This is a genomic window from Rhizobium sp. AN68, from assembly GCF_030758035.1.
Taxonomy (GTDB): Bacteria; Pseudomonadota; Alphaproteobacteria; order Rhizobiales; family Rhizobiaceae; genus Agrobacterium; species Agrobacterium tumefaciens.
In genome coordinates this window covers 1,256,285-1,269,385 of record NZ_JARWMI010000003.1, presented here as the reverse complement: position 1 = coordinate 1,269,385, position 13,101 = coordinate 1,256,285, and the positions used below count along the sequence as shown (strand labels likewise).

The window sequence follows — 13,101 nt, the reverse complement described above, 5'->3', positions numbered from 1 at the left end:
CATTCATCAACGGCGTTTATGGGAGCCATGGATAATTTTCGATATTCCGTGAACGCTTGGCAGGTGTAGAAATACGCGTCATATCCGGGAGATACGCCATGTACGATCTTTATATAGCCAACAAGAACTATTCTTCATGGTCGCTGCGGCCGTGGGTATTGATGCGCACGCTCGGTATCGCCTTTGATGAAAAGCTCATTCCGTTCGGCGAAGGCGTATCCTTCTCCTCCTTTTCGCCGACGGGCAAGGTGCCCTGCCTGGTCGACGAGGGTATGACGGTTTGGGAAACGCTTTCGATCGTCGAATATCTTGCCGAAAGACACCAGGGTGTCTGGGCAAGCGACAAGCATGCGAGGGCCTGGTCGCGTTCGGCCGCAAGTGAGATGCATGCCGGCTTTTCCTCGCTGCGCAATCTCTATCCCATGTCGGTGGGCATTCGGGTCAAACCCAGGGGCGGCGATGCCGGACTTAAGGCCGATATAAAGCGGATCGATGCGTTGTGGAGCGAGGGTCTTACAAAATTCGGCGGGCCATATCTTGCCGGTCAAAAGTTCACGGCGGTCGATGCTTTCTTCTGCCCGGTTGCATTCCGTTTCCAGACCTATGGCAGCGCGGATCTTTCGCCAGCAGCGAAAGCCTATTGCGACCTGCTGCTCGCCCTGCCTGCCATGCAAGAATGGTACGAGGCCGGTTTGAAGGAGAGCTGGCGCGACGCTGGTCATGAAGAGGAAGTTGGCGGGATCGGCGAATTGACTGAAGATTTGCGCGCCAAGGCCCGATGATCCATGCTGGCGGCAGTCATTGCGACGCCGCCAGCAGCCGGATGATGGGCTGCGGCAGATCACGGTCGAAACGTCCGCTTTTCCAGTCGTAATAACGGTGCTGGCTCCAGGGCCTGTCCGTTCCGGCGATTGCGGCGCGCAGCCCGCTCACCACACCCTCCTCCCTCTTGTCAGCAAAATCTATTTCCACAGAACCGAGACGCCGCAAGATGTCACGGCTGAGCAGGAGTGCTCCCGAGCGGCACTGCGAAAAAGAGGTTCTGCGGGAAACAACGACGATATCGGCAATATCGCAGGCTTTTCCGGCGAAGCGGCCATCTTTCAGAACGACGACCCACTCTCCGCTTGCGGCGCTCGCTACGCACCATATGTCTTTCCTGCAGGTGAAGACGCCAGCTTTGGCGCCTTTGAGCGCCGCCGTCATCTCGCGTACCACCACAGCCATGTCTTCCGGCGACAGTTTCGATCTCGAGTCAGAACCAGCATTATTTGCCATGCTCTCACCATTTATAAAATCTGGCGGCACGGTTTTTTCCGGCAGCAGCAGCGCCCTTTGCCACTGTCCGTAAACGAAGCCCTGCGGACGGGCTTTTGTGGTTGAGACCTTGCCGTCCTCCAGGAGTGCTACCAAGTCGCCGTCCTCGTGAATCAATAGATCCGGCAGATCACGATAGGCCGTAACTGCCGACACGCCGAAGGCGAAGAGCAGAAACGGGATGCCAAGAAGCGCAAGCTTGCTTCGCAGCAATGTCAGCAGCAGGAAACCCACCGAAGCCAAACCGATAAACCATCCATGCGGACGCCCCGTCGCTGCGCTGCCGCCCCAGGAGGCCACCTCGTTTGCAACCTCGATGACGAGTGCCATGCCATAACCCATGATCTTCAGGAACGGCGCATCGAGCCCGAAGGGCAGCAGCAGCATGGCGATAAGAGCGAATGGCATGACGATCAGTGACATGAGCGGCATTGCAGCCAGATTGGCGAACAGTCCATAGGTGGTGACACGGTGAAAATGTTCGGCCGAATAGATCGCCGTCGAAAGGCCCCCGATCAACGACGTCGTGATAACGCCGCCAATGACCGCGCCCATCATTTCCGCCACCTTCAGCCATGCGGGCTTGCGCCCGATGAACAGCCGTTCGCGGTCCGTGCGCCAACGGCTCCAGAAGGCATAGGCGGAAACAAGCGCTATGGTGGCCGCAAATGACATCTGAAAACTGGGACCCATGATTTCCGAGGGCGAGAAAGCCAGAATGATCAGGGCGGAAATGGCAACGTTTCTGAGGCTGAGTGATGGCTGATCGAAAAGGACCGCAATCAGCATCACAGACATCATCAGCCAGGCGCGCTCGGCGGAAACGGCGAAACCGGAAATCAGATAATAGGCGAGCGTCATCAGCAGTGCCGCGAAAGCCGCGATCTTCTTGACCGGCCAGCGCTGCGCAAAGGCGGGAAACAGGCTGAAAGCCAGTCTCAAGCCAACAAAGAATATGCCGGAGGCCAGTGCCATGTTGAGCCCGGATATGGCAACGATATGGGCAAGGCCGGAGAGCCGCAACGCCTCCATCGTCTCCGCCGATATAGCCTGTCTCTCATCGGTGATGATGGAGGCGGCGAAGGCTCCGGCATCACCGCCGATGGTGGTGCGGATGCGTTCGGCAATTGCGCTGCGAAGGCCGTAAAGCCGCATATCGGCCCATTCCAACCAACCCTTGTCAGGCCTTGCGTCACCAACGGGTGATACAAGCGCATCCGGTGATTTATAAAAGAAACCGGTCGCGCCTATGCCTTTGAAATAGGACGTGAAGGCGAAGTCGTTCAGTCCCGGCAAGGCCGGGCCGGATGGCGGCGAGAGGCGGACCTTGCCGCGAAGGGTTGCGCCGAGTGCGATCGGCTCGCCTCCGCCACGCGAAAGCACCGATATCCTCTGCGGCGGACGCGACAATGTCGGGTCCGCTGTTGCGGTCAGATCGACGACATATCGCCAGTAGCCGCGTGCATCGACCTCCCGGCGCGCCACGGTGCCGGTGATGGTGGTGGTGACGGGGGTATCCAGCACCACGGTCCCTGCCCGTCGGGTTTCTAAATCGGCCAGAAGCATGCCGAGCAATAGAAAAGCGAAAGGGCCGCAAACCGCCGCCGCAATGCCAGCTTTATATCTCACAAAGAGCGCCAGAACGGCGACAAAAAGAAATGTGGCAATCAAAATGACCGGGGAAGGCGTGGCATCTAGAGAAAACCAAAATACCGCGCCGCAGCCGATGGAAACGGGAATGAAAAGAAAATCGTGGCCGAATGCGCGCTCCTCGGCCAGGCACGTGGCGATTTTTTCGGCCAAGGTAGTGTTGCGGTTAATCTCGGGAATAATGGCGGGAGTGTCATATGTTGTCGCATCACTGCTTCGGCGGAGAGGAAACAGAATTTCCCGTGTGCCGGGCAAGTCTCCCTGCATCGTTTTAGCATATTCGAAATGCTGTTTTTCCCCTTGACCGAGCAATCCCCACCGCCCCTTGCCGCACCAAAAACAGGTTTGCAGACCAGCGCTGGGGATTGCAATCCTTTACTTTAACGATGCGTTGACCGAGATTGAATTGCTGCTGCCGGGAAAGCCTGAAGCAACGCGATTGCGTTTGCCGCAATGCACAATTTGACCTTTGGATAGCTTGGCATCCGCGCAAGGATCATATAGCTAATCGGTAGACGCTTAACCGCGGGGCGTATCTCAACGCCCCCACCCGCATGTTTTCGGAGGATCAGTATGACGGAAAAAAGCGCTACAGTGACACTTGGCGAAAAACAGGTCGAACTCCCGGTCAGGGAAGGCACGATTGGACCAAGCGTCGTCGATATCGCCACGCTGTACAAGCACACGGGCTCCTTCACCTACGACCCCGGCTTCACCTCGACAGCCTCCTGCGAATCCAAGATCACCTATATCGATGGTGACGAAGGCGTTCTTCTGCACCGCGGCTTCCCGATCGAGCAGCTTGCCGAACAGGGCGACTTCCTGGAAACCTGCTATCTGCTGCTTTACGGCGAATTGCCGACGGCTGCGCAGAAGAAGGACTTCGACACCCGCGTCACGCGCCACACCATGGTGCACGAGCAGATGAGCCGCTTTTTCACCGGCTACCGTCGCGACGCACATCCGATGGCTGTCATGTGCGGCACGGTCGGCGCGCTCTCGGCCTTCTATCACGACTCGACGGACATTACGGATCCGCACCAGCGCATGGTCGCTTCGCTGCGGATGATCGCGAAAATGCCGACGATCGCCGCCATGGCCTACAAGTACCATATCGGCCAGCCCTTCGTTTACCCGAAGAACGACCTCGATTACGCTTCCAACTTCCTGCACATGTGCTTTGCCGTGCCTTGCGAAGAGTACAAGGTCGATCCGGTTCTGGCTCGCGCCATGGACCGCATCTTCATCCTGCATGCGGATCACGAGCAGAACGCTTCCACCTCCACGGTGCGTCTTGCCGGTTCGTCGGGTGCAAACCCGTTCGCCTGTATTGCAGCGGGCATCGCCTGCCTCTGGGGTCCGGCACATGGCGGCGCCAACGAAGCGGCGCTCAACATGCTCAACGAAATCGGCACGGTTGACCGCATTCCGGAATATATTGCACGCGCCAAGGACAAGAACGATCCGTTCCGCCTGATGGGCTTTGGCCACCGCGTGTACAAAAACTACGACCCGCGCGCCAAGATCATGCAGAAGACGATGTACGAAGTGCTGGAAGCCACCGGCAACTCCGACGATCCGATCATGCAGGTCGCGCTCGAACTCGAAAAGATCGCTCTTTCCGATCCTTATTTCGTCGAGAAGAAGCTGTACCCGAACGTCGACTTCTATTCGGGTATCACGCTGAAGGCGCTTGGCTTCCCCACGACCATGTTTACCGTGCTGTTCGCACTGGCCCGCACCGTCGGCTGGATCGCGCAGTGGAACGAAATGATCGAGGATCCGCAGCAGCGCATCGGCCGTCCGCGCCAGCTCTACACGGGCGCCGGCAAGCGTGACTACGTTCCGGTTTCCAAGCGTTAAGCCGGGAAACCAACCAACATAAAAAAGCCGGCGGGTTTTATCCGCCGGCTTTTTTGTTGGATATGATCATCGATAAGAATAGCGAAACCTGCCCTGCCGACCCCAGGAAGCAGACAGGATCGCTGCCGGTTCAGCCTTGTTACTTGCGGCTGTTCAGCACATCGAGAAGGATAAGGGCACCGGTTTCGCCAGGAGGCACTTCGGTATGCAAACGCTCCTGCACCAGAGCATAGCCGTCCAGCATCGCCCGCCGTTCGGTGGTGTCGGATGAGAGCCGCTCGGCCCAACGCAACATCGACCCTGCCCGTACCACCTCGTTGAAATATTCCGGCACCACGACATAGTCGGCAATCAGGTTCGGAAGCGCACCTGTCCAGGTTTTCACCCGCTTGCTCAGCATCGTGAAAATCCAGTCGGTCTTGTAGACCGATATGGTTGGTACGCCGACGAGCGCGAGTTCGAGAATAACGGTGCCGGACGCGGCAATCGCCGCATCGGCGCGCGCAAATGCATTCCACTTGAAGGCGGGATCGATGCCTATTTCGGGCCTGATATCCTGAGGCCATGTTGCCGCCAGTTCGCGGATGCGGTTTTCCTGGCGCGGCACTGTCGGCAGCAGAAACTTCGTCGGGCCGTTGCGCTCGACATATGCTTTTGCCGCTTCTTGAAACGGCTCCATCAACCGGGTCGTTTCGGTGGAACGTGACCCCGGCAGGAGCAGAATGGTTTTCGGTTCGCCGTTGGCAGGCAGGGGCCGCTCAGCCCGCCTCTGCCGCACGGAGAGCACGTCTTGATCGACGCTGAGGCGATGGCCGACAAAGGTTGTCGGTGGGCCGCCGAGACGCCGCATCGCCTCCGGCTCGAATGGAAGCAGGGCCAGAACGTGATCGACATAGGACAACATCGCAGTGGCGCGATATTCCTTCCACGCCCAGACGCTGGGGCAGACATAATTGACGACCGGCAGATCCGGCAATTGTTTGCGGACTTTTTTTGCAACACGATGGGTGAAATCCGGGCTGTCGATGATCAGCAGAATATCCGGCTTGGCGACAATGATTGCCTGCGCGGTCTGGTTGATCCGCGAAATCAGCTTCGGCAGCTTCTTCAGAACCTGCGTAAAGCCCATGATGGAGAGTTCTGAATAATCGAACAGCGAAACCAGCCCCTGCGCCTCCAGAGCCTCACCGCCGACGCCCATCAACTCGACAGAACCCGAGTAATGGCCTTTCAGGGACCGGATGAGATCGGCACCCAGAAGATCGCCCGATACCTCGCCGGCTATAACCGCCACCTTCAACGTTGCCGTCATCCCACCATGTCTCCGCCCATCATGTCTTCACCGAGTGACGTATCGATACCGCAGACGAATATGCCGGCCTGATCTGCCGCCTTCAACATCTCATCGCGATCAAGTACCAGCGCGCGCCCGGCTTCAACGGCGATCCCCGCCAGCCCGGCCTTATGCGCGTTCTCCACCGTTTCCACGCCGATAGTCGGCAGGTCAGCGCGGATATCCTGCTGCGGCTTGCAGAGCTTCACCAAAACACCCTTGCGACGGGTCGAGATGCGGCCCTCAGCGCGCAATGCCGCGACACGCGCCAGCATCGCGTCTGTGCCCTCGACGCCCTCCAGTGCAACGATACGGCCGCCAACGGCGACTGCACCCTGCCCGACATCAAGCGTGCCGAGTGCCAGTGCGGCTTGCGCGGCCTTGCGTATGTCGCGCAGATCGTCTTCAGCAGGTTTATGCGCACCGAAAGGGCCGGTCGTAGCAAGCAGACCGGGTGCGATCTCGTGGGCGCCAATGACTTTTGCCCCAAGCGTGCCGATGACCTTGATGACCATCTGCAAAACGGCGTCATCGCCGCTCGACAGCAGGGTGCGGACGATGGATGGCAGTTTCAGCAATATGCCGATCGTGGGGCGGATTTCCCGCCATTCAGGGCGTCGCGCCACGGCGCCGGAAAGCACGACGCGGTCCACCTGGTTTTCGCGCAGCAGGCGACCAAGCCCGGCGACATCGCCGACGCTAATCACCGCATTGTCGAAACCGCTCCAGTCAAACTGGGAATCATCACGCAGCTGTACAATGAAGGGGTTCTCCCCCATCTCGCGCGCAGCCGCCGCGACATGCAGCGGCAGCTGGCCGCTGCCGGCCACGATGGCGAGACGCCCGCCGCCTGTCACGGCTCACTTGCCCCGGTTTGGCGAAGAAAGCGCGCGGTCGCTGTCCGCACCGATGAAATCGAGGATTTCGATGACCTGGGGGCAATCGAGATATTCTGCGCGGTCAATCGCAGCCGCATTGCTGCGGATGGCGCCTTCGCCTTCGAATATCTGCTTGAAGACGCGCCTGACCTTGTGAATATCCGCGCGGTCTATACCGGAACGCGTCATGCCAACGACATTCAGCCCGCCGAGAATGCCGGGATTACCGTTCAGCATGCCATAGGGAATGACGTCATAATTGACCGCCGACAACCCGCCGATAAAGGCCTGACGACCGATTCGGGTGAACTGGTGCACGGCACAGCCGCCGCCCAGGATAGCGCGGTCCTCGATGGTGACATGTCCAGCCAGCATCACATTGTTCGACAGGATGATATGGCTGCCGAGGCGACAATCATGCGCCACGTGCGAATTGGCGAGGAACAGGTTGTCATCGCCGACAATCGTCTTGCCGCTGCCGTCGGAGCTGCCCGCATTCATTGTTACGCCTTCGCGCATGATGCAGCGCGCACCGATCTCGAGCGTCGTTTCCGAGCCATCGTGGCGAATTGCCTGCGGTGTACCGCCAATAACGGCCATTGGATGGATGACCGAACCACGGCCAATGACGGTTAGACCGGAGACGACGGCATGATTGTGCAGCGTGACCTCGTCTTGCAGAGTAACTTTCGCGCCGACATAGCTCAGGGCACCGATGACGACATTTTCACCGATAACCGCGCCGTCTTCGACAACGGCGGTCGGGTGAATTCTTGCCGAAGCCGCGATAGTGCTCATTGCTGGTCCTCGGGGATCATCATCGCACCGACGTCAGCTTCCGCCACCAGCGCGCCTTCGACCTTGGCCTCGCAATGAAATTTGAAGACATTGCCCCGCTGGCGCTGCTTGACCACGTGAATTTCCAGACGATCGCCGGGAACGACGGGTCTGCGGAAGCGCGCGTTGTCGATTGTCATGAAATAGACGAGATAACCGCCCTCACCCTGGCTGCGGGCGCAGATCGCACCTGCCGTCTGGGCCATGGCCTCGACGATCAAAACGCCCGGCATGATCGGGCGATCCGGGAAATGACCGGTGAAATGCGGTTCGTTGACCGTCACGTTCTTGATGCCAATCGCCGAATTATTACCATCGATCTCGATGATCTTGTCGATGAGCAAGAACGGGTAACGATGCGGTAAAAGCTTCATGACTTCCAGAATGTCAGCCGCGCCGAGCGTCGTCTTGGTTTCTTCAGCCATCGTTTTTTTCTCCTGTTTTTTTATCACGCCCTTCAGCGCGCGCCAGAATATCGGCCATGTCGCGCAGGAAATACTTCATCGGACGCGCTGGCGTCCCACCATAACGAGCGCCGGCCGGAACGTCGGCGACAACACCGCTCATCGCCGCAATCTGCACGCCGTCACCAATAGTGATATGGCCGTTGATACCCGCCGCGCCGCCGATCATCACACCATCGCCGATGCGGGTGCTGCCCGCAATGCCGACCTTGCTGACGATGCCGCAATGGCGGCCGATGCGGACGTTGTGGCCGATCTGAACCTGATTGTCGATCTTGGTACCTTCGCCGATGACCGTATCGTCCATCGTGCCACGGTCGATCGTCGTATTAGCGCCGATCTCAACATTATCCTGAATGATAACCCGGCCGATCTGAACGATCTTCAGCATGCCGCGCGGACCGGGCGCATAACCGAACCCGTCCTGACCGATGCGCGCTCCGTTGTGAATAATCACATTGTTGCCGATGAGAGCGGCAAGAATGCTCGCGCCGCCGGCAATCGTGCAATCACGCCCCACCTGAACATCCGCGCCGATGATGACACCAGGCCCGATCCGCGTACCGGCGCCGATATGGGCACCAGCGCCAATCACGGCGAGCGGCTCGACAATCACGCCAGCTTCCAGCTTTGCAGACGGATCGACATGCGCGGTATGGGAAACTTCAGCTTCCATCACCACAATCGTACCGGGACGCATCGCGGCGGGATGCAACAAGGCACCTACCTGCGCAAAAAGCGTGTGCGGGTTTTTCGATATCAGCGCCGGGATGTGAGACGGCAGCATATCCGCAAGTGCGGCGTCACAAATGACGGCGCCAGCCTCACAGGTCGGCAACTCATCGCGGTTTTTGCGAGAAAGAATATAGCAGAGCTGGTCGGGTTTTGCCCGGTAGACCGGCGCAACGGACCTGATGATCCGTTCTCCCGCCGCCTCATCAGACAGTTCCGCCCCAAAACGGTCTGCGATGTCTTTCAATCGCAGTCCCTCGTGGGGCGGAAAAAACGCGTTGTATTCCATTAGCCGGACACTCCAGAACGTTCAAAGTTGCAGTTCTGGACTGCCGATATCAGAAAGTGTTGGACATGCCAAACCGGAAACGCTGTTCCTCGTCGTAGTCTTCCTTGGCGATCGGAACCGCATAGTCAACGCGGATCGGGCCGAAGGGCGATGCCCACATCACGCCGATACCGGCGGATGCGCGGATGGAGTTGTCATCCTGCAGGGTTTCTCCCGAACCGATCTTAACCTTGTTGCCATATAGCGTACCGGCATCTACGAAACCTGCAAGGCGCAGACCGAAGTCTTCGGGAACACCAGGCATCGGAGCCGTAACTTCTGCTGAAGCGGCGAAGTAGGTCGTGCCGCCGATGGAGTCGGAACCGATGCGCGGGCCAATACCATCATTCTTGAAGCCGCGAACCTGACGACCGCCGAACTTGAACTGATCGAACACCAGCAGATTGTCGCCCGTCGGCAAAACATGACCCGCCTGGCCGGTGAGCGAGCCGATAACATCGTACTCGTCCGAAAGAGTGTAGTAGAAGCGCGCCTTGGCGTAGATCTTGTAATATTCGGAATCGCCGCCGAGGCCTGCAAATTCGTTCGTCAAGGCAGCCTGCCAGCCTTCACGCGGCATATTGCGGTCGTCAAGCGTATTGTAGTTCAGCGTGTTGGAGATAATGGACTGTGTCCAGTCACCGCCACGGATCAAATCCTTGTAGGGGCCTGCAAGATTGCTGCCGGTTTCCCAATCGCCCTCACCGTCATAGTTGAGCTGTTTGTAGGTGTACTTGAACGTCGTTGAGAGGTTCTCGGTGATCGGCGCCGTCACGCGAAGTGCGAAGCCCTGCTCGTCGTAATCGTAATAGTCTTCGCTGCGGCTCTGGCTTTTGAACAGGTCGAAACCTGCGGCCAGACGGTAACCAAGGAAATACGGCTCGGTGAAGGACAGCGTGTAGCTGCGTGCATCGTCTTCACCCGCACCGGCGGCGAGACGAATGTACTGGCCCCGACCGAGGAAGTTCTTCTCTTCGATCGATGCTTCAAGCAGCACACCGTCGTTCTGCGAGTAACCCGCACCGATACCGAACGAACCAGTCGACTGATCTTCCACGTCGACAACGATGACGACGCGATCAGGCGCGCTGCCGCCAGCAGTCGAGACATTGACCTTCGAGAAATAACCGAGCGCTTCAAGACGGCGCTTGGCAGCCGTAATGACCGTCTGGTTGAAAGCATCGCCTTCGGAAATATCGAACTCGCGGCGAATGACGTAGTCACGCGTACGCGTGTTGCCACGGATTTCAATACGCTCGACATAGGCGCGCTCGCCCTGATCGACGATATAGGTCACACCGATGGTGTTACCAGACATATCGCGGTCACCGCGCGGCGTTACACGGGCGAAAGGATACCCCTCACCGGCAACGCGCTTGGAAATCGCTTCCATGCTCTGCTGGACTTCCTTGGCGCTGTAGCTAGCGCCCTGGCGGGTTTCCACGAGACCCTGAAGCTCGGAGCCGTCAATACCCGGAACAGTCGATTCGACTGCGACGTTGCCGAAGTCGTACTTCTTGCCTTCGTCGACCGTGATGGAGATGGTGTATTCGTTCTTGGACTCATCAAGCACAGCGTCGGACGACACGACCCGGAAGTCGGCATAACCACGGTTGTAGTAGAACTGGCGCAGCGCCTCTTCGTCGGCGCGCAGCTTGTCCTCGTTATAGACGTCCTTGCGTGTCAGGAACGACAGCATGTTGGACTTCTTGGTATTGATGACAGCGGCCAGACGACCGTCGCTATAGGAATTGTTGCCGACAAAATCGATGCGGCCGATCTTCGTGCGCTCGCCTTCGTTAATAACGAAAGCGATGTTCACACGGCCCTGACCAACGGAAACGGTCTGGGTGGTGATTTCGACGTCGCTGCGGCCGATCGCGGAATAGGCTTCCTTGATGCGCGCGATATCGGCAGTAACGATTGCCTGATTGAACGGGCCGAGCGGCTGGGTCTGCACGACGCCAGCGAGCTTGTCGTCCTTGATCTTGCGGTTACCGTTGAAAACCACCTGATTGACGAGCTGGTTTTCGTTGACCGTTACAACCAGCGTGCTGCCGGAAACGCGCATGGAGACATTCGAGAAGTAACCGGTGGCGTAAAGACGCTTCACCGATTCATCGATGTCCGAATTGGAAAAGTTCTTACCCGGCGCAATGGTGATGTTGGAGCGTACAGAGTCCGCACCGGATCTCTCAGCGCCACGAACATCAATCTTGCTGATGACGGCTGCATTCGCAACACCAGCAGAGGCAAGCACGCCGAGGCCCGCAACCGAAGAAACACCAGCAGACAGCGCAACCGCCGACACCGCGTTCAAAAATCTTGAACCAGCCTTCATTTCAATTCTTACCTTTTTACGTTGTCCCTCAGCGGGCGGAACCCGACTCCGGCCATGTGCGTCGTTTTACCTGCTTTTCCCCTACAAGCAAGTCAGAACGTTAAATTCTGTTTACTTCGTGATCCAGAGTGGCGCATTCGCCACTTCGGGATAAAAACAGGGTAAACAATCGACTAACAAAACCGTTAAAACACTATCCTCAGCCAATCAAGCTGCTGATATCATTCCATGTTGCAAAAACCATAAGACCCAAAATCATTGCCATGCCGATACGGAACGCAACCTCCTGCGCACCGGCACCAAGGGGTCTGCCGCGGACGGCCTCGATTGCATAAAACACCAGATGTCCGCCGTCCAGAACCGGCACAGGCATCAGGTTCAAAAGACCGATCGATACGGAGAGAACCGCTGCAAGCTGGATGACGGCCGAAATACCGAGCGTCGCCATCTGGCCCGAAGCCTGTGCTACGCGGACGGGACCGCCCAGTTGATCGGCGTTCATGCGCCCGGTCACGAGGTTACCGATGTAGTTGAAAGTACCGGTGATGACGTGGCCCGTTTCACGCACGCCCTCAAGCAGCGCCTCAGACGGCGAATACTCGATGTGGCGGAAATTGCCGCTGTTCTGGTCGGTGACAATGCCGATGATGCCCATTTCCAGCTTGTTGCCGAACTGGTCCGTAGTTTCGGTGCGGGTCGGAACCATCGGCAGCTTCAGCTCCTCGCCTGCCCTTTCGACGGTCACAGTGATCGGCGTGCCCGGACGGATGCCGACATAACGGCGTACGTCCTCGAACGTCTTGACCTTTTCACCGTCGATCGCAACGAGGCGGTCACCGGGGTGCACGCCGGCGGCCGCAGCCGCGCTGTTTTCACGCACTTCCGCCACGACCGGATCGGCGATCATACGGCCATAGACACCGAACAGGACCGCGAAGATGAGAATGGCGAGAATGAAATTGGCAATAGGTCCGGCGGCAACCGTCGCCGCCCGTTTCCACAGCTTAGCGCCGGAAAGCGTCTGCGCCCTCTCCTCAAGCGACATGTGCGACAGGCCGGAACTATCCGGCTTGCTGGACGCATCCTCGTCGCCGAAGAATTTTACATAGCCGCCGAGCGGTATGGCGGAAATCTTCCAGCGCGTGCCGTGCCTGTCGGTAAAGCCGATCAGCTCCGGGCCAAAACCGATGGAAAAGGCGGTGGAGCGAATGCCGCTCCAGCGGCCGACAAGGTAGTGGCCCATTTCATGGACGAAAACGAGCAGGGAAAGTACGAGGACGAAGGGCACGATATAGCCGGTCAGAAAACCGGTCGCCGCCATTATTGTGTTCATGACAATCTGCCCTTTATTTCATGAC

Annotated in this window: 10 protein-coding genes; 2 read left to right on the top strand and 8 right to left on the bottom strand. The window is 58.2% G+C overall.

Annotated features, from left to right (window positions below; translation table 11 throughout):
• Positions 1-98: 98 nt before the first annotated feature.
• Positions 99-782: a glutathione S-transferase family protein gene (locus tag RBH71_RS19230; protein WP_003512858.1), complete on the top strand. Its 684-nt coding sequence runs from the start codon at positions 99-101 to the stop codon at positions 780-782.
• A gap of 16 nt (positions 783-798) precedes the next feature.
• On the opposite strand, the gene RBH71_RS19225 is transcribed toward RBH71_RS19230, so the two are convergent.
• On the bottom strand, positions 799-3,234 hold the full coding sequence (locus RBH71_RS19225; RefSeq protein WP_035251723.1) for a ComEC/Rec2 family competence protein: 2,436 nt from the start codon (positions 3,232-3,234) through the stop codon (positions 799-801).
• 306 nt (positions 3,235-3,540) lie between these two features.
• Here RBH71_RS19225 and gltA point away from each other — a divergent pair, with 306 nt between their 5' ends.
• Positions 3,541-4,830 carry a citrate synthase gene (gene gltA, locus RBH71_RS19220; RefSeq protein ID WP_003496202.1) on the top strand — a complete coding sequence of 430 codons (1,290 nt, stop codon included), beginning with the start codon at positions 3,541-3,543 and terminating at the stop codon, positions 4,828-4,830.
• Positions 4,831-4,969: 139 nt separating this feature from the next.
• On the opposite strand, the gene lpxB is transcribed toward gltA, so the two are convergent.
• The 7 genes from lpxB to rseP all read right to left on the bottom strand — a co-directional run bounded on the left by lpxB (position 4,970) and on the right by rseP (position 13,064).
• Positions 4,970-6,142 (bottom strand): lipid-A-disaccharide synthase, encoded by a 1,173-nt coding sequence (gene lpxB, locus RBH71_RS19215; RefSeq protein ID WP_003512856.1) that lies wholly within the window; start codon positions 6,140-6,142, stop codon positions 4,970-4,972.
• Positions 6,139-7,020 (bottom strand): LpxI family protein, encoded by an 882-nt coding sequence (locus tag RBH71_RS19210; RefSeq protein ID WP_003512855.1) that lies wholly within the window; start codon positions 7,018-7,020, stop codon positions 6,139-6,141. The genes lpxB and RBH71_RS19210 overlap by 4 nt, the downstream gene beginning before the upstream one ends.
• 3 nt (positions 7,021-7,023) lie before the next feature.
• A complete protein-coding gene (gene lpxA, locus RBH71_RS19205; RefSeq protein ID WP_003512854.1) occupies positions 7,024-7,839 on the bottom strand; it encodes an acyl-ACP--UDP-N-acetylglucosamine O-acyltransferase in 816 nt (271 codons plus the stop codon).
• Positions 7,836-8,303, bottom strand: a complete 468-nt coding sequence (gene fabZ, locus RBH71_RS19200) for a 3-hydroxyacyl-ACP dehydratase FabZ (protein ID WP_003512853.1) — start codon at positions 8,301-8,303, stop codon at positions 7,836-7,838. The genes lpxA and fabZ overlap by 4 nt, the downstream gene beginning before the upstream one ends.
• Entirely contained in the window at positions 8,296-9,363 is a 1,068-nt protein-coding gene (gene lpxD / locus RBH71_RS19195; RefSeq protein WP_003512851.1) for a UDP-3-O-(3-hydroxymyristoyl)glucosamine N-acyltransferase, read from the bottom strand. Before lpxD ends, fabZ begins: the two co-directional genes overlap by 8 nt.
• Before the next feature lie 49 nt (positions 9,364-9,412).
• The gene (bamA, locus tag RBH71_RS19190) at positions 9,413-11,743 is read right to left on the bottom strand and encodes an outer membrane protein assembly factor BamA (RefSeq protein ID WP_003512849.1); all 2,331 of its coding nucleotides are present in this window, start codon (positions 11,741-11,743) and stop codon (positions 9,413-9,415) included.
• A gap of 199 nt (positions 11,744-11,942) precedes the next feature.
• Entirely contained in the window at positions 11,943-13,064 is a 1,122-nt protein-coding gene (gene rseP, locus RBH71_RS19185) for an RIP metalloprotease RseP (RefSeq protein WP_003512847.1), read from the bottom strand.
• Positions 13,065-13,101 lie beyond the last annotated feature (37 nt).

Bases quoted from the DNA above. Each gene is read 5' to 3' on its own strand.
- RBH71_RS19230 (WP_003512858.1), top strand. From the start codon at position 99: ATGTACGATCTTTATATAGCCAACAAGAACTATTCTTCATGGTCGCTG.
- RBH71_RS19225 (WP_035251723.1), bottom strand. From the start codon at position 3,234: ATGCAGGGAGACTTGCCCGGCACACGGGAAATTCTGTTTCCTCTCCGC.
- gltA (WP_003496202.1), top strand. From the start codon at position 3,541: ATGACGGAAAAAAGCGCTACAGTGACACTTGGCGAAAAACAGGTCGAA.
- lpxB (WP_003512856.1), bottom strand. From the start codon at position 6,142: ATGACGGCAACGTTGAAGGTGGCGGTTATAGCCGGCGAGGTATCGGGC.
- lpxA (WP_003512854.1), bottom strand. From the start codon at position 7,839: ATGAGCACTATCGCGGCTTCGGCAAGAATTCACCCGACCGCCGTTGTC.
- fabZ (WP_003512853.1), bottom strand. From the start codon at position 8,303: ATGGCTGAAGAAACCAAGACGACGCTCGGCGCGGCTGACATTCTGGAA.
- lpxD (WP_003512851.1), bottom strand. From the start codon at position 9,363: ATGGAATACAACGCGTTTTTTCCGCCCCACGAGGGACTGCGATTGAAA.
- bamA (WP_003512849.1), bottom strand. From the start codon at position 11,743: ATGAAGGCTGGTTCAAGATTTTTGAACGCGGTGTCGGCGGTTGCGCTG.
- rseP (WP_003512847.1), bottom strand. From the start codon at position 13,064: ATGGCGGCGACCGGTTTTCTGACCGGCTATATCGTGCCCTTCGTCCTC.